The sequence below is a fragment of the Methyloversatilis sp. XJ19-13 genome (assembly GCF_024580155.1).
Classification (GTDB): domain Bacteria; phylum Pseudomonadota; class Gammaproteobacteria; order Burkholderiales; family Rhodocyclaceae; genus Methyloversatilis.
Window position 1 is genome coordinate 34,403 of record NZ_JANINH010000018.1, and the last position, 21,759, is coordinate 56,161.

Genomic DNA, 21,759 nt, shown 5'->3' on the forward strand with positions numbered 1-21,759 from the left:
TCGCCGCCCGCATCAGAGGCGCAGCGCGCCCGCGTAGCCGGTCAGCTCCAGATAGCCGCGTCCGACCGGATGACCCACCTCCGTTGCGCTGACCGCGCCTTCCCAGTAGATGGCGCCGCTGCTGGCGCGACTGTCCAGTTCCTGGTCGTCCATCAGCGGCTGCAGGTCGAACCGGCGCTCACCGACGCGGATGGTCATCGCGACCGGATAGCGGCCGGCGGTGCGCGGGCTGAGCCAGGTGCGCCGCACGCTGAATTCGATGTCGGCCGGCGCGAACTGCCGCTCGCCCCGCGCGTCGCGCAGCGTCGCCGATGCCCACATCGCGCGGCCCTCGCCATCGCGCATGCGGAACACCATCAGGGCGCCGCCGTCGTCCAGATTGAGCCCCAGCCAGTCCCAGCCGGTGGCACCGTCAGGCATCAGCGCGCTCGACCACTCATGGTCCAGCCAGGCGCGGCCGCGCACGCGCTGCCGACGCCGACCGATGTCCAGCGTGCCGGCGACCGCAAGCTGCGGCCAGCTCAGATAGTGACTGGCGTGCGCCGGGTCGGCCGCCTTCTGGCTGAAACCGGCGTCGCCCTGCCACAGCACCGGCTGGGTCGGCGTGAAATCGAGTGCATAGCCGAAATCGGCCGCCGCGATGCGCGCCGTCAGATGCTCCGGCGCAGGGTCGCGACGCAGGCTCCAGTCGTCGATGTGCACGTCCAGATCGCTCATCGACGCCTCGGCCAGGCCGAAGCCGGCGCGCGCAATCTTCTGCGCATGCAGCAGGCGGCCGCGTGCGGCGTCCGACACCGCGGCATGCGCAAACAGGATCTGGCCCGGTGCGAAACGGCTTGCACTGGCGTCGTGCGCCGGCTGGCGCACGCGGAAGAAGGTGAGCTGGAAGCCGACCGGCGCTGCGCCATCGCGCTCCAGCCAGCCGGTGATGTACCACCACTCGATGCGGTGGCGCGGGTGCGCACCATGGTCGCGCGGCAGCACGAGGGGCGTGCCGCGCACGACCGGGTCGAATTCCGGGCCGTGCGCCAGCGCCGGCAGGGCGGCGAGCAGCGGCAGCTTGAGCAGGAGGCGTCGCAGCGGAAGGTCTGCGTGAGCGGGCGTCATGCGCCTTGGACGCCCGCCGCGGCAGGGGTTCCGCTGCCGTTCATGCCGCGCCGTGCGCGAGGCAACGCTCCAGCGCGTCGACGACCTGTACCCCGGTATGCTCAGGTCGCACGCCGGCATGGCGCCCGGCCAGCGCCATCGCGGCCACGGAGAATGCGGCGTCGTCGATCAGCCTGCGCAGCAGCGCCGGGTAGTCGGTGCCGCGGCTGCCCGGCTCGACCATCAGCCCGATGCCGGCTTCGACCACGCGGCGACCCACCATGTACTGCTCCATGTGATTGGGCAGCACCAGTTGCACGCAGCCTGCCAGTGCGGCTGCGCTGACGGTGCCGACGCTGGCGTGCGACAGCACGATGCGCGCCTGCGCGGTGGCCAGGTCCATGCGCACCGGCGCCGGCTCGAATCGGATGTTGGGCGCGCCAAGTTCGCGCGCCGTCGCGGCCGACAGCCCTTTCGCATGCACCACACTGCGCAGCCCGGGCTGGCGCAGAGCCGCCATCAGCGCCGCGAAATCGGCATGCTCGGGCGACAGATAGGCGAACACGCGGATGCCCTCGCCGCCTCCTTCACCTTCAACCTTTGGCCACTGCGGCTGCGCGCCGGCGTCGTCGACGAAACTCGGGCCGACCCGCACCACGCTATCCGGATAGGCCGGGTAATGCGCCAGCTCCGGCAGCGAAGCCACGATGCACAGCACGTCGGCAAACAAGGCGGTGAGCCTGGGCAGCGCAGGCTGGCCCAGCGCGGCGAGCGCGGCGTTGACCGCACGCAGCACGGTGGCGTCGCTGCCGGCGCAGGCCGCGGTATCGGCCGCATCCCAGTAATGCAGCGCCGGGAACACGTCGCCGAAGGCCGGCACTTCGAAACCGTTGCCGACAGCGGCCACCGGAAAGGGGCAGGCGCGCGCCGCCAGCATCGCGGTCGGCGCGTGATCGCACACCAGCAGATCAGGCCGACACAGGTCGAACAGCGTGCGCCAGCCGGACAGCAACCCCGCCAGCCCGCCCGGATCAAGCCAGCCGGCCGACGCCAGCACCGCCGAAAAATTGACCAGACCGGGCGGTCTGGCCATGCGCGGCAGCCAGATCGGCGACTGCATGACTGTAAATCCCTCGCCGACCACGCGGCCATGCGCACGCGACAGATCCTTCAGCGCGAACACCACCTCGTGACCGCGCCGACGCAGGACGCGCGCCGTCAGCAGCATGCGGTCGAGGTGGCCCATGTTGGCGCCGAGCTCCCACGCCATCAGCACGCGGCTCATGGCGACAAGCCTGTGCAAGAATCGCGCGTCCGTTCCGACCGCGCGCAGGGGTTTTCCATGGTGTCCGACTCATCCGGCAATGACATGAAGCAGGCGCAGAGCATACGGGCGCCGCACGCGCCCTGTCACGCGCCCGGCGGCCGGGCATGAGCGAGCGCCGGGTGGTGCTGTTCGTCACCCACGACCCGTTCTGGCGTCTGGGCGGCGGCGAACGCACGCGCAATCTGGCGCTGGCATGGATGCTCGGCCAGTTGTTCGACCTGCACCTGTTCTGCCTCGCGCCGGTCGGCGAGGCCGACCACAAGCGGCTCGCAGCCCTGCGCGTGTCCGCCACGCTGCATCCCTGCGCCGATGCGGAGCCGCCGGCCGCAAGTGCGCAGCTGACCGACCTGGTCGGCGCGATCGACGCCCATGCCTGCATCCTTGCCAAGCTACGGCTCGACTTTCTGGCAGACGCGCTGCCGCCCGGCGTGCTGCGCATCCTGGACACGCATGATCTGGTCAGCGACAACGTGGCGTCGCGCGCGCGCGCGGGGCTCGAGCCCTGGGGCGGCGTCGATATGTCGTTCGACGAGGAGATGGCGCGGCTGGCCCGCTACGATCACGTACTGCTGATCCAGCAGGATGATGCACGTCGCGTGGCGACCGCCATCGGGCCGCGGGCGCTGTGCGTGCCGCACCCGGTGATGTTCGCCCGCCAGCCGGTGCGGGCACAGGGCCGCGTGCTGGGCTTTGTCGCCAGCGGCTGGCAAGGCAATGTCGACGCACTGGACTGGTTCGCCCATGAGGTCTGGCCAGCGCTGGAGGGCGTGACGGCCGAACTGCATGTGTGGGGGTCGGTGTGCCGGGTCTGGGCACCGCCCGCCGGGGTGACCGCCATCGCACACGGCTTCGTTGCGGATTACACCGCCCTCTGGGGCAGCGTGGACGTCGCCATCAATCCGGTGCGCTGGGGCTCCGGTCTCAAGATCAAGAACGTCGAGGCGCTCGGCCATGGCGTGCCTCTGGTCACGACGACCGAAGGCGCGCGCGGACTGGATGACGACGCCGGCCGCCGCTTCCGTGTGGCCGACGATGCGGACGGCTTTGCGCGCCACTGCCGCGAACTGCTGGCCGACGCCGCGCTGCGCGAACAGACTGGCGCGCGGGCCCACGACTATGCGGTGCAGCACTTTTCACCGCAAACATGTTTTGCGCCACTAATTAGTACGCTATTAATGTAACTTCGTCAGATTTTTTAACACTTTGGTAATAACCACCAACCAAGCCATTGATTATTTTATAAGTTTTTTTGGGCCTTGTTTTTGCTTAGGGGACTCCACACCTCAACCACACCGGAGTAGCCCATGGAAGCCGGACTTCCCAATGCAAAAACCATCGCCCTGGCAATCGGTGCAGCCTTCAGCGCGCTGTCCCTGCAGGCGCAGGCCAACCCGATCTCGGTCGACGCGCGTTACAGCCTCGGCGGCGGCGCGGAGACAACGGAATCGCAGAGCGGCAACAACGTTGATTACTACCTGTGGAAAGACACTCCGGGCGGCAATTCCGTGTTCTTCCATACCTACGGCTACGAGAGCAACGGTCAGGCCAGTTTCGGCGCACGTTCCTCGGGCGAAGGCATCTTCACCGCATGGAGCCGGGTCAGCTACAGCACGCTGGTGGATGTCACCGGCACCCAGGCCGTCAACTTTGACTTCCGCGTCGACAACACCGAACTGGCGTTCTACAACGCATTCATCGGCCAGACCGGCAGCGCCCGGCTCGAGCTGGTCATCCGCATCGACGGCACGGAGCTGACGCGCGAAGACATCCGTCTCGATCTGGCTTCGACCGGCACCATCACGTGTACCGACGCCGGCAGCGGTCAGCTCGACAGCTACATCGAATGCCCACCTTCTGCATTGGCTGGCATCTCGCAGAACTCGCAGGACTTCTCGGCCGATCTGGGCATCCGCTCGGGCGACTTCACGCTGCAGTACGACATCATCGCCACGGTGTCGGGAAACATGCTGGGCGGTACAAACTGCTCGTACGGCGGTGAGTTCGTACAAGAAGGGTACGGCGGTGAAGTCCAGTTCGCGAACGTCGTCGAGCAGCAACCCCAGCTCGCAGCCGCGACGGGGGACGATGAAGAACCCATCCTGATCCCCGGTGTCGGCTGCAGTCCCGGCCAGGCGATCGCACGTAGCGGCGACCCCAACAACTTCTCGTTCGATGACACGACGTATAAATCGTTTGACCCATCGGGCGCAGCCACGCCGTTCTCCATCACTCAACGAGCGGTCGACAACACGGTGCCCGAACCGGCGACCCTCGCACTGGCCGGACTCGCGCTGGCCGGACTGGCCGCGGCGCGACGACGCAAACCCGGCTGATTTCACGACAGCCTTCACACAACGGCACCTGCGGGTGCCGTTGTTGTTTGGGCAGCCGCTACCATCGCAGCCATGGCGCGCATTCTTTTCTGCTGGGAACTGGGCGGTGACTACGGTCACCTGTCGCGGCTGCTGCCGATCGCGCTGGCGCTGCGCGATCGCGGGCACGAACCGGTGTTCGCCGTGCGCGACCTGCTGGGTGCGGAAGCGCTGCTGCACCGGCACCACCTGCGCTGGCTGCAGGCGCCGCTGTGGATCGGCCAGGTCACCGGGCTGCCGCCACCGATCAGTCATGCCGAACTGCTGATGCGCTTCGGCTTCCTGAACACGCGCGCACTGACCGGTGTCGCGCGGGCCTGGCGCGCGATGATCGACCTCGTGCTGCCCGACCTGCTGGTGATGGATCACGCGCCGACGGCGCTGCTCGCGACCCGCGGGCTGGACACCCCGCGCGTCAATCTGGGCGACGGCTTCTGCATTCCACCAGGCGGCCGGCCGATGCCGCCGTTCCGCTGGTGGCAGCCGGAAAACATGAAGCGTGTCGCCGATTCGGAGGCGCACGTGTGGAAAACCGCGAACGAGGTGCTGTTCGCGCTGGACGCGCCACCGCTGGCAAGCCTGTCGGAACTGACCGCCTGCGATGCCTCGCTGATGCTGGGCTTTGCCGAACTCGATCATTACCCCGATCACTCGGGCGCGCACTGGCTCGGACCGCTGTTCAGCCTCGGTCAGGGCAGCGACGCCATCTGGCCGGAGGGCAGCGGCGCGCGCGTGTTTGCCTATCTGAAACCCGGTTATCCGGCGATCGATGCAGCGCTGGGCGCGCTGGCGAAATTGCCGGCGCGCGTGTTGGCCCATGTGCCGGGCGCCTCGGCGCAGACCGTCGCCACGTTTTCGCGCGCATCGATGCGCGTCAGCGTCGAGCCGCTGGACATGGAAACCGCCCGGCGCGACTGCGACCTGGCGGTCTGCCATGGCGGCAACGGCACGGTGTCGGCCATGTTGCTGGCCGGCAAACCGCTGGTCGTGCTGCCGTCACAGATGGAACAGGTCATGACCGCCAAGCGTCTCGAAACCCTCGGTGTCGCCGCCGTGGTGATGCCGGATGCCGCGGCGGCCATTACGACGCTGTTCAGGAAAGCCCTCTCGAACGCAGATCTCGGTCGGGCCGCGCGCGCCTTCGCGCAGCGTCACACCGGGTACGAGCAGCAGCAGACGATCCGGGCAGTCGCCGATCGCTGCGAAACCCTGCTGGAGCCGCACCGATGAGCACGCCGTCCCGCACGCCCTCCTTTTCCATCGTCATCTGCAATTACAACTACGCGCAGTTCGTCGGTCAGGCGATCGACAGTGCGCTGGCGCAGCGCTATCCGGCCGACAAGGTCGAGGTGGTCGTCGTGGATGACGGGTCGACCGACGATTCGCTCGCCGTGCTGGCGCGCTATCGCGACCATCCGCAGGTGAAGGTGGTGCAGCAGCCCAACCGTGGCCAGACGGCCGCCTTCGATGCCGGCGTGCGCGCCGCCACCGGCGAACTGGTGTGCCTGCTCGATTCCGACGACCTGTGCCTGCCGGACAAGCTGGCGGGCGTGGCCGCCTGGATCGCGTCGAAGGCGATCGACACCGAGCGGCTGTTCCTCTGCCACGACCTCATCCTGCGCGACGAACGCACCGGCGAATCGGCGCTCGACACCTGGTTCCAGATCGTCGGCATCGACAAGCTGGACGACATCTACGACCTCGACGGCCGGCCGATGTTCTTTCCGTTCTCGGTGCCGACCGGGCTGGTGTTCGGGCGCACGCTGGTCACCGAGTGCCTGGCCGCGATTCCGGCCTGGGCGTTTCCGCGCGGTGCCGACGGTGCGCTGTGCCCGGCGGCGCTGATCAGGAGCGGCTGCGTTCACTACCTGCGCCAGAGCCTGGGCATCTATCGCATCCATTCGGCCAACGAGTTCGGCAGCCTGCGCAACGGCCGCTATGCGCCGCGCATCGACCTGCGCGACCGCACGCCGCGCCAGCTGCACTTTCTCGACCAGTGGGTGGACATGGCCGATCTCGAACCGGCACACCACGCGCGTGCCCGCAGCTACTTCCGGCGCTGGGAAAAGCTGCAGCGCATGCCGACCGGCGACCGCGGCGTCGCGGCGGCGCGCATCAGCATCGCGCTGATCGGTGGCGGCGACGCCGCCGGCGTATCGGCGAGCGTCACCTCCGCACTCGACCAGCGGTATCCGGCCTGCGAGGTGCTGCTGCCCGCCGCGCTGTCCTATCCCGCAATGCCCGACGGCGCAGACCTCCGCCGCTACGACGACGGCCCGGATGGGGCGGACGCCCTGACGCGCCTCGTCGCGGCGGCGCGCGCGGCATCGGGTGAATCCATCGTGTTCCTGCCGGTGGGTGACCGCCTGGACCGCGATTTCGTCGAACGCCATCTGTTCTATCGCCAGTACGGCGCACTGGTCGGCGTGACCTGCAGCGACGTCCGGCTCATCACGCCGGGCGGCGAACTGGTGCATCAGAACGCGTTCGCGCAGAGCGGCGCGTGGACACAGGCGGTGCAGCAGATTCCGCCGTTCGCGACCGGGCTGAGTCAGTGGGTCGCGCCACCGCTGGCGGCCTGCATGTTCCGGCGCGACCTGCTGGTCGAATTGGCCGGCGCGCCGGACGGCCAGCCCTGGCCGGCGGACATGGCCGAAGCGGGTGGCTGGTGGCCGGTGCAGCTGGCGCTGCACACGTCAGGTTTGCTGCGCTTTCGGGAAACGCTGTGCAGCGTGCGGCTGGCCAGCGGCACGCAGGCGAGCTACGGCTGGCTGTCGGCGCCACACACGCCGGACGGACGGGTGATCGAACCGGCGGTTGCCGGCGTCACCGACTGGCTGCGCCGCTGGCATGCCGGACATCAGGGCACGCTCGCGGCGCGATTGCCGATCGCCTGGCAGCAGCGGTTTCCGGCCTGGCTGGACGCCCAGCGTGGCTGATCAGCGCTCGACGAAAGCCCGTTCGATCACGTAGTCGCCCGGTTCGCCGACACCCGGCGACACGACGAAGCCGCGCGCGTCGAGCAGGTCGGCGGTGTCCTTGTTCATGCTCGGGCTGCCACAGATCATCGCGCGGTCGGTGTCCGGATTCAGCGGCGGCAGACCGAGGTCGTCGGTCATCTTGTTGCTGATGATCAGATCGGTCAGCCGGCCGCGGTTGCGATAGGGCTCGCGCGTGACACTCGGGTAGTACAGCAGCTTGTCGCGCACGTACTCGCCGAGGAATTCGTCGTCCGGCAACTCGCGCTCGATGTAGTCCTGATAGGCCAGTTCGTTCACATGGCGCACACCATGGAACAGGATCACCTTGTCGAAGCGCTCGTAGGCTTCCGGATCGCGGATCAGGCTCAGGAAGGGCGCCAGCCCGGTGCCGGTGCCGAACAGGTAAAGATGTCTGCCGGGCTTGAGGTCGTCGAGCACCAGCGTGCCGGTCGGCTTGCGCCCGACCAGGATCTCATCGCCTTCCTTCAGATGCTGCAGGCGCGACGTCAGCGGACCGTCCGGCACCTTGATGCTGAAGAACTCCAGATGCTCCTCGTAGTTGGCGCTGGCGATGCTGTAGGCGCGCAGCAGCGGCTTGCCGCCGGTGTCCAGTCCGATCATGACGAAATGACCATTGCGGAAACGCAGGCTCGGGTCCCGCGTGGTCTTGAAGCTGAACAGCGTGTCGTTCCAGTGATGCACGCTGAGGACTTTTTCGGGAGCGACGGTGGCCATGGCAATGATCGGATTCGTTGAACAGTCTGCTTTATAGCGAGTTCGTCGCATATAACTCAAGAGGCGAACAACCAATGATTCGATAACCTCAGGTTATCCGCCCCGGTAGTGCGGCGACCAGCGCCGTGTCGTCAGCCGCGCAGTGCAGTCGCGATTTCAGCGAACGTGGCCGCGACCTCGACCGAATTCAACGGCGCGCCGAGCTGGCGCTCGACCTGCGCCGCCGAAAAAATGCCGCGGATGCGCGGTGGTGCGCCGCGCGTCGCGGCCTCGACCGCCAGCAGGTAGGCATGACCGTAGTGCTGCAGCGCCGCCACGACGCTGCCTACGGTGGCGCGCCCGAGCGCCTCGAAATCCACCGCGTCGATGTCACTCAGCGCCTGCATCACATGCTTCACCGTCAGCTCGGTACGGGTCAGACCCTGCGCCTGTATCAACCGGATCGGCTTGCTGCCCTGCAGGTCGGACAGCGTGACGATGCCATCCACGCAGGGCATGTCGCTGATGACGAACAGCATGCGGACGCCGCTTTCGCGCATCCGCTGCTCGGCCGCGTCGAGCGAGACCTGCGGGCCGATGCAGGCGGCGCGCACCTTCACCAGATCGGTCATGACGGCGGTCGCGGGGCTGTCCAGCGACACGCGGGCCGCCTCGGGCGGCGTGGCCTGGGCGATGCAGGTGCCTTCGGCGAAACGGTAAGTCGACAGTGCGGGATGTGACATGGCGAATCTCCTTTTCTTGTCAGGCGGTCGGTTCGGTATGCGACTGACGCGCGACGCGCAGGCCGCGCTGAACATGTCGCATACGCACTCCTGACTGTAGACCGCAGACCGGGTTCCGGCTCTGCCGGCCGCCGCGCGACCGCCGGCGCAGATTCATGAATTTCCCGACAGCCAGCTGAAGAACGGCCCGAAACACACCGCCGGGGACAGGTTCGCACCGGCCCAGCGGCGCGCCGCGGCCGACATCGCGCGACGCGCGTCCACGTCATCGAGCAGCCGCAGGCAGGCGCCGGCGAAGGCGGCGGGATCGTCGGCCAGCAGGAAGGCCTCGCCGGCGAGATGTTCAATGCCGCGCGCGCCTTCGCGCGTGGTGACCAGCGGCAGGCCCGATGCCAGTGCCTCGACCGTCTTGATCTTCAGGCCGGAGCCCCAGCGCACCGGATTGATCGCCACATCGACGCCGGCCCACAGCGCATCGGACGCCGGCACGACACCGCATGCACGCACCCCCGCGGGCAGAGGCTGCGGCAGCAGCGCCGACAGCGGGCCGGCCAGCTGCAGATCGACCCGGTGAGTGGCCAGTTGCGGCCATACCTCGCCGAAGAACCACTGCACACCATGTCGATTGGCCGGTGAATGACTGGCCGCACAGCCGAGCACGCGTGACGCCGGGCGCACCGGCTGCGCCGGCAGCTCGACCGGATGCGGCACGCACAGCGCCCGTTCGCCGAGCACGGCGGCGACCCTCGCATGATCGTCGGGCTGGATCAGCAGCACCCGGTCATAGCGGCGCAGGAAGGCGATCTCGCGCTCGAAATCGAGCGGCTCGTCGACCGCCACGCCCAGCTGCCGGCGCGACGCCGCGTTGTCGCTGACCAGATCGTGGGTGTCGATCACCAAGCGGGTGCCGGCGGGCACCGCCTCGCGCAGGAAATCCAGTTGCAGACGCGACAGCAGCACGACGTCGGGCCGGGTCTGCCCGCACAGCTGTCGCACGGCTGCCAGCAGCGCTTCACGCGCGGGCTTTTCGCGACCGCCATGCGCCAGCCGGTAGCGGTGCGGGCTGGCCGCCACCGCGGCTGACGCGTCGGAATCGGCGGCTTCGAGGAAGAAAACCGTCAGTTCGCACACGCCGGCAAGCGCCTCGACCAAGGTGCGCGTACGGGTGGCCTCGCCGTTGCCGGCGCGCCAGTAGCGGCTGCGGGTCACGAACAGCACGCGCGGTCGGGTCATCAACATGCGGGCCGGCAGGCCGGGGGACGGATAGAATCCCGTTTTTACCCGATTTCCAGCAGGAGCCGCCATGCCCGCCTACCGCTCACGTACTTCCACCCACGGCCGCAACATGGCCGGCGCCCGCGCGCTGTGGCGCGCCACCGGCATGAAGGACGGCGATTTCGGCAAGCCCATCATCGCCATTTCGAACAGCTTCACGCAGTTCGTGCCGGGCCATGTGCATCTGAAGGATCTTGGCCAGATGGTCGCCCGCGAGATCGAGAAGGCCGGCGGCGTGGCGAAGGAATTCAACACCATCGCGGTCGACGACGGCATCGCGATGGGCCACGGCGGCATGCTGTATTCGCTGCCCAGCCGCGAACTGATCGCCGACAGCGTCGAGTACATGGCGAACGCGCACTGCGCCGACGCGCTGGTGTGCATTTCGAACTGCGACAAGATCACCCCGGGCATGCTGATGGCCGCGCTGCGCCTGAACATCCCGACCGTGTTCGTATCCGGCGGGCCGATGGAGGCGGGCAAGGTCGTGCTGCCCAACCCGGGCGGCATGAAGATCATCGCGGTCGATCTGGTCGATGCCATGGTCAAGGGCGCCGACAGCAACTGCTCGGACGAGGAGTCCGACGCCTACGAGCGCAGTGCCTGTCCGACCTGCGGATCGTGCTCCGGCATGTTCACCGCCAATTCGATGAACTGCCTGACCGAGGCGCTCGGCCTGTCGCTGCCGGGCAACGGCTCGACGCTGGCCACGCACGCCGACCGCAAGGCGCTGTTCCTGCGCGCCGGCCAGCTGGCGGTGGAGCTGTGCCGAAAGTATTACGAGAACGACGACGAATCGGTGCTGCCGCGCTCGATCGCCAGCTTCAAGGCATTCGAGAACGCGATGACGCTCGACGTGTCGATGGGCGGCTCGACCAACACCGTGCTGCACCTGCTGGCCGCGGCGCACGAAGCCGGTGTCGATTTCACGATGGCCGACATCGATCGCATTTCGCGCGGCGTGCCCTGCCTGTCCAAGGTCGCGCCGGCCAAGTCCGACGTGCATATGGAAGACGTGCATCGCGCCGGCGGCATCATGGCCATCCTCGGCGAGCTGGACCGCGCCGGCCTGATCCACCGCGACCTGCCGACGGTGCACAGCGCCACCTTGGGCGAAGCACTCGACAAGTACGACATCGTGCGCACCGAAGACGAAGCGGTGCGCACCTTCTACCGTGCCGCGCCCGGCGGCATCCCGACCCAGGTCGCGTTCTCGCAGGACCGCCGCTACCCGACGCTCGACCTCGACCGCGAAAACGGCGTCATCCGCAACAAGGCGCATGCCTTCAGCCAGGACGGCGGTCTCGCCGTGCTGTACGGCAACATCGCCGAGCGCGGCTGCATCGTGAAGACGGCCGGCGTCGATGACTCGATCCTGAAGTTCTCGGGCACCGCCCGGGTGTACGAAAGCCAGGACGACGCGGTGACCGGCATCCTCGGCGACGAGGTGAAGCCGGGCGAAGTGGTCGTGATCCGCTATGAAGGACCGAAGGGCGGCCCCGGCATGCAGGAAATGCTTTACCCGACGACCTATCTGAAATCGAAAGATCTGGGCAAGGCGTGCGCGCTGCTGACCGACGGCCGCTTCTCGGGCGGCACCTCCGGCCTGTCGATCGGCCATGCCTCGCCGGAAGCGGCGCAGGGCGGCCTGATTGCGCTGGTGAAGGACGGTGACGTGATCGAGATCGACATTCCGAACCGCACCATCCATCTGGTCATCGCGGACGACGAACTGGCGCATCGCCGGGCGGCCGAAGAAGCGCGCGGCGCCGACGCATGGACGCCGAAGCAGCGCGACCGCGTGGTGTCGCAGGCGCTGCAGGCGTACGCACTGATGACCACCAGCGCCGATACCGGCGCGGTGCGCGACCTGACGCAGCTGCGCCGTCCGTAAGACCGGCTTGCCGTCGCACCGGTCTTGACCGCGCCGCATTCTGCCGGCCGCATCGCCGCGCTGACCGCGCTGGCGATGTGCGCCTTCGCCGCCAATTCGGTGCTGAACCGGCTGGCGCTGGCCGATACGGCGATTGATGCCGCCAGCTTCACGCTGATCCGCCTGGCCGCGGGTGCGCTGGTGCTGTGGGCGCTGGTGCGCCGCCAGTCGGGCAGCCGGCTGGCCGGCGACTGGCCGGGTGCGTGTGCGCTGTTCATCTATGCCGCCGCGTTCTCCTTCGCCTATCGCGCGCTGTCGACCGGCACCGGTGCGCTGTTGCTGTTCGGCACGGTGCAGGTGAGCATGATTGCCGCCGGACTGTTCAAGGGCGAGCGCTTCCGTCCGCTGCAGATCGCCGGCTTCGGCGTCGCACTGGGCGGGCTGGGCGTGCTGCTGGCCCCCGGCGTCAGTGCGCCGCCGGTCGATGCGGCGCTGCTGATGGCGCTGGCCGGAATGGCCTGGGCCGTCTATTCGCTGCGCGGGCGGCAGGCTCGCGGCACGCCGCTGACCATGACGGCCGGCAATTTCGTGCGCGCCGTGCCGCTGGCGATCGGCTTGTCGATGGTGTCGGCGGCCGACGCCCGGATTGATCCGGCGGGCGTGTTGTACGCCGTGCTGTCCGGCGCGCTGGCATCGGGCGTTGGCTACGCCATCTGGTACAGCGCGCTGCGCGGGCTGACGGCGACGCAGGCCGCCACGGTGCAGCTGAGCGTGCCGGTGATCGCCGCGCTCGGTGGCGCGCTGCTGCTGGCCGAGCCGCTGACCGCGCGGCTGGCGCTGGCATCGGCCGCCACGCTGGGTGGCATCGCGCTGGTCGTGACCACCCGTCGCTGAACCCTGCCGCTTGCCCGCCTCCACGCCACCCAGCCGCCTGTTACATCCCCTTGCGAGGCTTTTTGATGCCTTGCAGCAAGCCGGGCCGGCCGCTCGGGTAAAATCGCGGCCCATGACTCCATCCGCGCAGCACGATGACGGCCCGCACGCCGACGGTTTTTCGTGGCCGGTGCGCGTCTACTACGAAGACACAGACAGTTACGGCGTCGTCTACTACGCAAATTACTTCCGCTTTCTGGAACGAGCCCGCACCGAATGGCTGCGCGCGCTCGGCTTCGATCAGGTCGACATGACCGCGCAAGGCCACGGCTTCGTCGTGCGCTCGGTCAGCGGCGAATACCTGAAGCCGGCGCATTTCAATGACGCGCTCGAAGTGCGCAGCACGATCGCCGGCGTCAGCCGGGTCGCCATCGAATTCGCGCAGCGGCTGTACCGCGGCGACACGCTGCTGTTCGACGGTCTGGTGCGGGTGATCTGCATCGATCCGGCGCGCGGCCGTCCGGTGTCGATCCCGCCTGCACTGCGCGCGCGGCTCGTCCCTTCATCCACGCTTCCTCTTCTGCCCCCGCTCACGAACTGACCATGAACCTATCAGAAGACCTCTCGATCATTTCGCTCATCATGAACGCCAGCTTGCTGGTCAAGCTGGTGATGGCGCTGCTGATCGGCATATCGTTCATGAGCTGGTACTGGATTTTCCGCAAATCCTTCGCCATCCGCGGCGCACGCAGCCGCACCGACAAATTCGAGCTGGAATTCTGGTCCGGCGGCGACCTGAACGCGCTGTTCCAGAGCGCGGCCAACGACCGCCACAACGCGGGCGGCATGGAACGCATCTTCGAAGCCGGCTACCGCGAATTCACCAAGCTCAGGGGGCGGCAGAACATCGACACCGCCACCGCAGTCGATGGCGCCCGGCGCGCCATGCGCGCGACCTACCAGCGCGAGGTCGACGAACTCGAATCGCATCTCGCCTTTCTCGCCTCGACCGGCTCGGTCAGCCCCTACATCGGCCTGTTCGGCACCGTGTGGGGCATCATGAACGCCTTCCGCGGCCTGTCGAACGTCGGTCAGGCGACGCTGGCCCAGGTCGCACCGGGCATCGCCGAGGCGCTGGTGGCGACCGCGATCGGCCTGTTCGCGGCAATTCCGGCAGTGGTCGCCTACAACCGCTTCGCGCACGACATCGACCGCATTTCCATCCGCTGGGAAAGCTTCATGGAAGAGTTTTCCAACATCCTGCAGCGCCAGGGCCCCGGTAAGGCGCAATGAGAAGACAGCGCCGCCTGATGAACCAGATCAACGTCGTGCCGTACATCGACGTGATGCTGGTGCTGCTCGTCATCTTCATGGTGGCGCCGCAGGCCACGCCCACCGGCAGCATCGAACTGCCCAGCGTCGGTCAGGCGTCGCAGCCACCGGCGCAGCCGATCGAAGTCATCGTGAAGGCCGACGGCAAGCTGGCGCTGCGCGACCGTGACCAGGGCGGCAAGGAAGAGACCATCACGCGCGATGCACTGGTCACGCGCATCCGCGACCTGCAGGGCGCCAGACCCGACCGCGCCGTGGTGGTGGCCGGCGACAAGGCGGCACGCTACGAAGAAATACTGAAGGTGATGGACACGCTGCAAGGCAACGGCATCACCCGCATCGGCCTGCTGGTGCACACCGGCCAGACTGCGAAACCGGCCCGCTGATGCGCGAGCACGCACTCAAACGCCCGGAACCCGGCAAATGGCAGTCTGCCGTGCTGGCCGCCGGCATGCATCTGCTGCTCGGACTGTTCCTGTTCTACAGCGTGCGCTGGCAGACCAGCAAGCCGGCGGCGGTGCAGGTGGAGCTGATCAGCAGCATGCCGACTGTGGCAGCGCCGGTGCGTCCGCCGCCGCCGCCCGAACCGGTGGTCGAGAAGCGGCCGGAACCGGTGGTCGAGCCGCCCCCGCCTCCGCCGCCGGCCAAGCCGGACATTGCGTTCAAGGAACCTCCGAAGCCGAAACCGGTTCCCAAGGTTGAGCCGAAGCCCGAACCCAAGCCGGAGCCGAAGCCGAAGCCCGAACCGAAACCGGTCGAGAAGAAGCCCGAACCCCAGCCGGCGCCACCGGACATGCGGCGCGAGATCGAAGCGCAGGACAAAATGTTCAAGGAAGCCATGGCCCGCGAGAGCGCCGAACAGGCCAAGCGCGAGGCATCGCGTGAAGCGGACCTGATCGCGCAGGCCGCCGCGGAAGGCGCGCGCAGGAACGCTGCAAGCGCATGGGGCGACAAGATCAGCGCCAAGATACGCGGCAACATCGTGCTGCCGCCGGGCGCCACCGGCAACCCGGAAGCGCTGGTCGCCATCGCGCTGCTGCCGGACGGTTCGGTGGTCGGCGAACCGCGCATGAAAAGATCAACCGGAAATCCGGCGCTCGATGACGCGATACTGCGTGCCATCGTGAAGTCGTCACCGCTGCCGAAGCCGGACGATCCGTCGGTCTTCGTGCGCAACCTGGATCTGGTGTTCCGGCCGCTGGGACAGTAGCCGCCGCCGCACCACCTCTCATCGAAAGGATCAGATGTTCAAGATATTCAGACTGATGGCCACCACGCTGCTGCTGGCAGCAACCGCCGCCCAGGCGCAGCTCACGGTCGAAATCACCGGCGCCGGTGCGAACCGCATTCCGGTCGCGATCGCCAATTTTGCCGGCGACGGCCTGCTGCCGCAGGCGCTGACCGGCGTCGTGCGCGCCGATCTGGAGCGCAGCGGCCTGTTCAAGCTGGTCGATTCGGGCACCACGCCGGTGCCGGAGAACGCGGCCATCGACCTGAACCAGTGGAAGGACCGCGGCGCCGACGCGCTGGCGCTGGCCAGCATCCTGCCGGCACCGGGCGGACGCTACGAAGTGCGCATGCGCCTCTACGACATCGCGCGGCAGAACAAGCCGGACGGCATGATTTTCCTGTTCGGTGCCTCGACCGTGCGCGAGACAGGCCATCGCATTGCCGACTTCATCCATGAAAAGCTGACCGGCGAGCGCGGCATCTATTCGACCCGCATCGCCTACGTGGTCAAGACCGGCAAGAGCTACGAACTGAAGGTGGACGACGCCGACGGGCAGAACCCTCGCACCGCGCTGCGCTCGAGCGAGCCCATCATTTCGCCCGCCTGGTCGCCGGACGGCACGCGCCTGGCCTATGTGTCGTTCCAGGCCAAGAAGCCCATCATCTACGTGCACTCGCTGGCGACCGGCGCGCAGACCGTCGTGGCCAATTTCAAGGGCTCGAATTCGGCGCCCGCCTGGTCACCCGACGGCAAGCGGCTGGCCGTGGTGCTGACCAAGGATGGCAGTTCGCAGATCTACACCATCAACGCCGACGGCAGCGGGCTGACCCGCATCGCTGGCTCGTCCACCATCGACACCGAGCCGCAGTTCTCACCCGACGGCCAGTACCTCTATTTCACGTCCGACCGCGGCGGCAGCCCGCAGATCTACCGCGTCGCGGCCACCGGCGGCACCGCCGAGCGCGTTACCTTCGAAGGCAGCTACAACGTGTCGCCCCGGCTGTCGCCGGACGGCAAGATGCTCGCCTACGTGTCGCGCAACGGCGGCCGGTTCCAGGTCACGGTGATGGACCTGGCCAGCCGGCAGATCCAGATCCTGACCGATTCGTCGCGCGACGAATCGCCGTCCTTCGCGCCCAACAGCCGCACCATCCTCTATGCGTCCGAAGTGGGCGGGCGCGGTGTGCTGTCCGCGGTGTCGTCCGACGGGCGCGTGAAACAGAAACTGTCCGGGCAGGCCGGCGGCGACGTCCGCGAACCGGCCTGGGGACCGTTCAATCAACCCTGACACCGCACAGATCAAACCTTTGATTCACGTCACACTCCCCGTTCCGACCACAAGAAAGGCCCCCGCCATGCAAACGTCCGCCAGCAAGATCGCCATCGCCACCCTGACCCTCGCGCTGCTCGCCGGCTGCTCGTCATCCGGTCCGGAGCAGCCCGCCGCCCCGACCGAAAGCAAGACGCCGGTCGCCCCCGCCGCCGGCCCGAGCGGCACGCCGGTCGCCCCGCCCGCCGTCAGCGGCAAGACCATGACGCCGGAAGAGGCGCTGATGGCGTCGCTGAAGGACCCGAACAGCCCGCTGTCCAAGCGCATCATCTACTTCGACTACGACAGCTACGCCATCAAGGACAGCTACGCCAGCCTGATTTCGGCGCACGCCAAGGTGCTGGCTGCCAACCCGAAGCTGAAGATGCTGATCCAGGGCAATACCGACGAACGCGGTTCGCGCGAATACAACCTGGCTCTCGGCCAGAAGCGTGCCGAAGCGGTCAAGCGCGCGCTGATGCTGCTGGGCGTGCAGGAAGCGCAGATCGAGTCGGTCAGCCTGGGCGAAGAAAAGCCGCGCATGGAAGGCAGCGACGAAGCCGCCTATGCCGAGAACCGCCGCTCGGAAATGCTCTATTCGGGTGAGTTCTGATGCTGGCCCGTCGCGGCATCGCGACGGCGCTGGCCATGTTGTCCATCGGCAGCGCCCCGGCGTGGGCGCTGTTCGATGACGACGTGGCGCGTCAGCGGATCGAAGCGCTCAAGCTGGAAACGACGGCCCGGCTGGGCAAGCTCGATGCGCAGGTTGAACAGTCGCAGCGCGTGCAGCTCGACCTGACCAACCAGATCGAAGCCCTGCGCGCCGAAATCGCCAAGCTGCGCGGCCAGAACGAGGTGCTGACCTACGAACTGGAAGCCGCCACCAAGCGGCAGAAGGATTTCTACCTCGATCTGGACAACCGCCTGCGAGCGCTCGAAGCCGCTCCTGCCGCCGCAGCTGCAGCGGCACCGGCCGCAGATCCGGCGGCCGAGGGGCGCGACTACGAAGCCGCGCTCAATCTGCTCAAGGGCGGCAAGTTTACCGACGCGCAAGCCGCGTTCGAAGCCTTCATCGTCGCCTGGCCGCAGAGCAGCTTCCAGCCTGCGGCGCACTATTGGGCCGCCAGTTCGGGCTTCCAGGCCAAGAATTATCCGCGTGCCGCCGAGCTGTACCAGGCAGTGCACGCACAGTGGCCGTCCGACGTGCGCGCACCGGAGGCCCTGCTCGGTCTGGCCAACACGCAGCAGGTCCAGGGCGACACCAAGGGCGCGAAGAAGACGCTGGACACCGTGGTGGCCGAATACGGCAGTACGCCGGCAGCCGACGTCGCGCGTCAGCGCCTGAAGCAACTGGCTCCGCCGCCGAAGAAGAAGTAGGAAGGGGCGCACGCAATGGGCAGTACGGTTTCTTCGCGGCCGGCGGTCGTGCTGCTGTCCGGCGGCCTTGACTCGGCCACCGTGCTGGCGATGGCGCGTGCGCAGGGGCACGACTGCCACTGCCTGTCGGTCGATTACGGCCAGCGCCACCGGGCCGAACTGGTGGCCGCCGCGCGCGTGGCGAAGGCGCTGGGCGCTGCCAGCCATCGCACGCTGACGCTCGACCTGCGTGCCTTCGGCGGCTCGGCGCTGACTGACAGCGCGATCGACGTGCCGGTCGACGGCGTGGCGCCCGGCATCCCGGTCACCTATGTGCCGGCGCGCAACACCATCATGCTGTCGCTGGCGCTGGCCTGGGCCGAAGTGCTCGGCGCGCAGGACATCCACTGCGGCGTGAACGCGGTCGACTACTCCGGCTACCCCGACTGCCGGCCGGAATACATCAAGGCTTTCGAAGCGATGGCCAATCTGGCCACGAAGGCGGCGGTGGAAGGCGCCCGACTGACCGTGCACGCACCGCTGATTGCATTGACCAAGGCGGGTATCATCCGCGCTGGCGCAGATCTGGGTGTCGATTACGGTCTTACCGTGTCGTGCTACCAGGCCGACGACGCCGGCCGTGCCTGCGGCGTGTGCGATTCGTGCAGGCTGCGCCGTGAAGGCTTCGCCGCCGCGGGCATCGCGGACCCGACACAGTACAGATAAAGCCCCCGTGCGAGGGGCCGACAACCGGACCCGAACACGATGGACCTCAACATCCACACCGAAACGCTGGCCGCCGTGCTGGGGCTGTCGATCGCGCTCGGCGCGCTGACCTCGCGCACCAATTTCTGCACCATGGGCGCGGTGTCCGACTGGATCAACATCGGCGACCTCGGCCGCATGCGCTCGTGGATGCTCGCCATCGCCACCGCAATGGCCGGCCTGGTCGGCATGGAGTCGGCCGGCATCATCGACCTGATCACGACCTATCCGCCGTACCGCAGCCCGCAGTTCGCCTGGCTGCGCTATCTGGTAGGCGGCCTGCTGTTCGGCGTTGGCATGACGCTGGCCAGCGGCTGCGGCAACAAGACACTGGTGCGCATCGGCGGCGGCAATCTCAAGTCGGTGTTCGTGCTGGCGGTCGGTGCGCTGTTCGCCTACCTGATGATCTTCACCGAGTTCTACGCGCTGGCCTTCGGCTGGATGGGCAGCTTCACGATGTCGCTCGATGCGCGCGGCATCGACTCGCAGGCGCTCGGCTCGGTCATCGCCGGCACCGTCGGCGGCGACGCCGCCACGCTGAACCGCGCGCTGGCCTGGCTGATCGCCGGCGTGCTCGCCGTCTGGGCCTTCGCGAATGCCGAGTTCCGGCGCGACCGGGACAACATCGCCGGCGGCATCGGCTTCGGTCTGGCCGTGCTGGCCGGCTGGTGGCTCACCGCCGGCCCGCGCGCCGCGGCATGGAAGGAGTGGGCCGAATTCGCCGACGTGCTGCCCAGCCGCGTCGAAGCGCAGTCCTACACCTTCGTCGGCCCGATGGCCGACAGCGCGCGCTACCTGCTCGACCCGACCAACACCGCCCTGCTCAACTTCGGCGTCATGGCGCTGGTCGGCGTCATCGTCGGCGCCTTCCTGTACGCCGTCCTGGCAGGGAAATTCCGCATCGAGTGGTTCCGCAGCAGCGCCGATCTGGTGCGCCACGGCATCGGCGGCGCACTGATGGCCATCGGCGGCGTGCTGGCCTCCGGCTGCAGCGTGGGCCAGGGCATCACCGGCGTATCGACACTGGCGCTCGGCTCCGCGATCGCGCTGCTCGCCATCATCGCCGGCTCGGCGCTGACCATGAAGGCCTCCATGTGGTGGCTGATGCGCGAGTAGCCGGAACGGGCCCGCGCGTCGCCGAAGCCGGAAAGCCTTGACGCATCAAAACCCGCTTCCTATAATCCGCCCTCTTCGCAAGGCGAGGGTCGGTAGCTCAGTCGGTAGAGCAGCGGACTTTTAATCCGTTGGTCGCGAGTTCGAGTCTCGCCCGACCCACCACACGGTGGGCCGAAATACAGATATTGCGAACCGGTTTCGGGTTGTTAGCTCAGTTGGTAGAGCAGCGGACTCTTAATCCGTAGGTCGAGTGTTCGAGCCACTCACAACCCACCAAATATCAAGGGGTTAGCCGTAAGGCTAGCCCCTTTTTATTTCAGCTGTGCCGCCGTCGCGCCAGAAATGAGGCCCGCGAGCTTCTCCGAGTGCTCCAGCAACTGCGCCGGAGCGAGGTGCGCATACCGCCGCACCATCGATTCAGACTCCCAACCCCCAAGCTCCTGCAATACGTTCGACGGTGTGCCGTGCTGTGTCAGCCAGCTCGCCCAAGTGTGTCGCAGATCGTGCCAGCGGAATTCCTCGATACCCGCCCGCTTCAATGCTTCACGCCATGCGTGCGTATTCGCCCAACGGATCGGCTTGCCCCTGAACGTAAAGACGCGCTCGCGATGCTTGCCGGCCTGCCTGTTCAGCACTGCGACAGCCTGCGAATTCAGTGGCACATGGATCGCCTTGCGTGCTTTGGCCTGATCCGGATGAATCCAAGCCACACCGCGCGTCAGATCGACCTGTGACCACTCAAGCCGCAATACATTGGACTGCCGGAGTCCGCTCGAGAGGGCAAAGACAACGATGTCCCGCTGGTGCTCTGGTAGCTCGCCGAGCAGCTTTTCTGCCTGTTCCGGAGTTATCCAGCGCACCCGCCGCTTTGCCTCCTTGTAGAGGCGCACGAACGGAGCACGATCGATCCATTCCCAATCGTTCATCGCCTTGCGCAGGATTGAGCGGATGAGGGCCAGATATCGATTGGCGGTAGCAGGGCTGGACTCCTGTAACTTCTTTGCACCAATCGAAACGATCAACTCCCGATCAATCTCCGCGAGCGGCTTACCGCGCAGGAACTGCTGTAACCAAACGAGCTTCACCTTATCCTCGTGGTGAGTGGCTTTGTGCTGGGTTTCGGTCAAGAACTTGTAACCCGCGTCATCCCATGTGTATGCGGGACGCTCGCCCAGCTTATCCACACGCCATGCTTCAGCCCTCAGCTTGTCGTGGTACTCCTGCGCCTGTTGCCGGTCCCGAGTCCCAGTAGTGTGTCTAATGCGCTCACCTGCTGGCGTGGTGAAATCAACCCACCACGTTCTTCGTAAGCGTCCGACCGACACCGTGTTGACGGTCAGAGTTTGATCTTTGCGAGTCGTCGATCGACTTCGGCGATGTCGAAGGCAGCGGGGTCGAAGGTTGAG

General features: G+C 67.3%; 21 protein-coding genes and 2 tRNA genes. 17 read left to right on the top strand and 6 right to left on the bottom strand.

Features of this window, described 5'->3' with window-relative positions; translation table 11 throughout:
• Positions 1-12: 12 nt before the first annotated feature.
• Together NMQ14_RS17270 and NMQ14_RS17275 are read right to left on the bottom strand one after the other, a co-directional pair.
• Positions 13-1,107 carry a lipocalin-like domain-containing protein gene (locus NMQ14_RS17270; RefSeq protein ID WP_257098112.1) on the bottom strand — a complete coding sequence of 365 codons (1,095 nt, stop codon included), beginning with the start codon at positions 1,105-1,107 and terminating at the stop codon, positions 13-15.
• Between the two features lie 40 nt (positions 1,108-1,147).
• Positions 1,148-2,371 (bottom strand): glycosyltransferase, encoded by a 1,224-nt coding sequence (locus NMQ14_RS17275; RefSeq protein WP_257098114.1) that lies wholly within the window; start codon positions 2,369-2,371, stop codon positions 1,148-1,150.
• A gap of 146 nt (positions 2,372-2,517) precedes the next feature.
• On the opposite strand from NMQ14_RS17275, the gene NMQ14_RS17280 reads away from it, so the two are divergent.
• From NMQ14_RS17280 to NMQ14_RS17295, 4 genes are all read left to right on the top strand, one after another.
• Positions 2,518-3,594 carry a glycosyltransferase family 4 protein gene (locus NMQ14_RS17280; protein WP_257098116.1) on the top strand — a complete coding sequence of 359 codons (1,077 nt, stop codon included), beginning with the start codon at positions 2,518-2,520 and terminating at the stop codon, positions 3,592-3,594.
• Between the two features lie 123 nt (positions 3,595-3,717).
• Complete coding sequence (locus NMQ14_RS17285; RefSeq protein ID WP_257098118.1) at positions 3,718-4,746, top strand: PEP-CTERM sorting domain-containing protein; 1,029 nt, start codon at positions 3,718-3,720, stop codon at positions 4,744-4,746.
• Between the two features lie 72 nt (positions 4,747-4,818).
• Positions 4,819-6,015, top strand: a complete 1,197-nt coding sequence (locus tag NMQ14_RS17290; protein WP_257098120.1) for a glycosyltransferase — start codon at positions 4,819-4,821, stop codon at positions 6,013-6,015.
• On the top strand, positions 6,012-7,724 hold the full coding sequence (locus NMQ14_RS17295) for a glycosyltransferase family 2 protein (RefSeq protein ID WP_257098123.1): 1,713 nt from the start codon (positions 6,012-6,014) through the stop codon (positions 7,722-7,724). Before NMQ14_RS17290 ends, NMQ14_RS17295 begins: the two co-directional genes overlap by 4 nt.
• Here NMQ14_RS17295 and NMQ14_RS17300 read toward each other — a convergent pair whose 3' ends face one another.
• The 3 genes from NMQ14_RS17300 to NMQ14_RS17310 form a co-directional block, all read right to left on the bottom strand.
• Positions 7,725-8,501 carry a ferredoxin--NADP reductase gene (locus tag NMQ14_RS17300; protein ID WP_257098125.1) on the bottom strand — a complete coding sequence of 259 codons (777 nt, stop codon included), beginning with the start codon at positions 8,499-8,501 and terminating at the stop codon, positions 7,725-7,727.
• 131 nt (positions 8,502-8,632) lie between these two features.
• Entirely contained in the window at positions 8,633-9,223 is a 591-nt protein-coding gene (locus NMQ14_RS17305) for a hypothetical protein (protein ID WP_257098127.1), read from the bottom strand.
• A 153-nt stretch (positions 9,224-9,376) separates the two neighbouring features.
• Complete coding sequence (locus NMQ14_RS17310) at positions 9,377-10,456, bottom strand: glycosyltransferase (protein ID WP_257098129.1); 1,080 nt, start codon at positions 10,454-10,456, stop codon at positions 9,377-9,379.
• Between the two features lie 70 nt (positions 10,457-10,526).
• Between NMQ14_RS17310 and ilvD the strand changes: the two genes are divergently transcribed.
• The 13 genes from ilvD (at position 10,527) to NMQ14_RS17375 (ending at position 20,629) form a co-directional block, all read left to right on the top strand.
• A complete protein-coding gene (gene ilvD / locus NMQ14_RS17315; protein ID WP_257098130.1) occupies positions 10,527-12,392 on the top strand; it encodes a dihydroxy-acid dehydratase in 1,866 nt (621 codons plus the stop codon).
• 75 nt (positions 12,393-12,467) lie between these two features.
• Entirely contained in the window at positions 12,468-13,265 is a 798-nt protein-coding gene (locus NMQ14_RS17320; protein ID WP_373457204.1) for a DMT family transporter, read from the top strand.
• A gap of 112 nt (positions 13,266-13,377) precedes the next feature.
• Positions 13,378-13,845 (top strand): tol-pal system-associated acyl-CoA thioesterase, encoded by a 468-nt coding sequence (gene ybgC / locus NMQ14_RS17325; RefSeq protein ID WP_257098132.1) that lies wholly within the window; start codon positions 13,378-13,380, stop codon positions 13,843-13,845.
• Positions 13,846-13,847: 2 nt separating this feature from the next.
• Positions 13,848-14,537 carry a protein TolQ gene (gene tolQ, locus NMQ14_RS17330; protein WP_069039064.1) on the top strand — a complete coding sequence of 230 codons (690 nt, stop codon included), beginning with the start codon at positions 13,848-13,850 and terminating at the stop codon, positions 14,535-14,537.
• A gap of 14 nt (positions 14,538-14,551) precedes the next feature.
• Complete coding sequence (locus tag NMQ14_RS17335) at positions 14,552-14,962, top strand: ExbD/TolR family protein (protein WP_257098140.1); 411 nt, start codon at positions 14,552-14,554, stop codon at positions 14,960-14,962.
• Positions 14,962-15,786 carry an energy transducer TonB gene (locus NMQ14_RS17340; protein ID WP_257098133.1) on the top strand — a complete coding sequence of 275 codons (825 nt, stop codon included), beginning with the start codon at positions 14,962-14,964 and terminating at the stop codon, positions 15,784-15,786. The genes NMQ14_RS17335 and NMQ14_RS17340 overlap by 1 nt, the downstream gene beginning before the upstream one ends.
• A gap of 34 nt (positions 15,787-15,820) precedes the next feature.
• Positions 15,821-17,095: a Tol-Pal system beta propeller repeat protein TolB gene (gene tolB, locus NMQ14_RS17345; RefSeq protein WP_257098134.1), complete on the top strand. Its 1,275-nt coding sequence runs from the start codon at positions 15,821-15,823 to the stop codon at positions 17,093-17,095.
• A gap of 67 nt (positions 17,096-17,162) precedes the next feature.
• Positions 17,163-17,729, top strand: a complete 567-nt coding sequence (gene pal, locus NMQ14_RS17350) for a peptidoglycan-associated lipoprotein Pal (protein WP_257098135.1) — start codon at positions 17,163-17,165, stop codon at positions 17,727-17,729.
• Entirely contained in the window at positions 17,729-18,493 is a 765-nt protein-coding gene (gene ybgF / locus NMQ14_RS17355; RefSeq protein ID WP_257098136.1) for a tol-pal system protein YbgF, read from the top strand. Before pal ends, ybgF begins: the two co-directional genes overlap by 1 nt.
• 15 nt (positions 18,494-18,508) lie before the next feature.
• Positions 18,509-19,198 carry a 7-cyano-7-deazaguanine synthase QueC gene (gene queC / locus NMQ14_RS17360; protein WP_257098137.1) on the top strand — a complete coding sequence of 230 codons (690 nt, stop codon included), beginning with the start codon at positions 18,509-18,511 and terminating at the stop codon, positions 19,196-19,198.
• A gap of 39 nt (positions 19,199-19,237) precedes the next feature.
• Complete coding sequence (locus NMQ14_RS17365; RefSeq protein ID WP_257098138.1) at positions 19,238-20,353, top strand: YeeE/YedE family protein; 1,116 nt, start codon at positions 19,238-19,240, stop codon at positions 20,351-20,353.
• Between the two features lie 86 nt (positions 20,354-20,439).
• Positions 20,440-20,515, top strand: a tRNA-Lys gene (locus tag NMQ14_RS17370).
• 38 nt (positions 20,516-20,553) lie between these two features.
• A tRNA-Lys gene (locus NMQ14_RS17375) sits at positions 20,554-20,629 on the top strand.
• A 35-nt stretch (positions 20,630-20,664) separates the two neighbouring features.
• Here NMQ14_RS17375 and NMQ14_RS17380 read toward each other — a convergent pair.
• Positions 20,665-21,678: a tyrosine-type recombinase/integrase gene (locus tag NMQ14_RS17380; protein WP_373457205.1), complete on the bottom strand. Its 1,014-nt coding sequence runs from the start codon at positions 21,676-21,678 to the stop codon at positions 20,665-20,667.
• Positions 21,679-21,759: the final 81 nt, after the last annotated feature.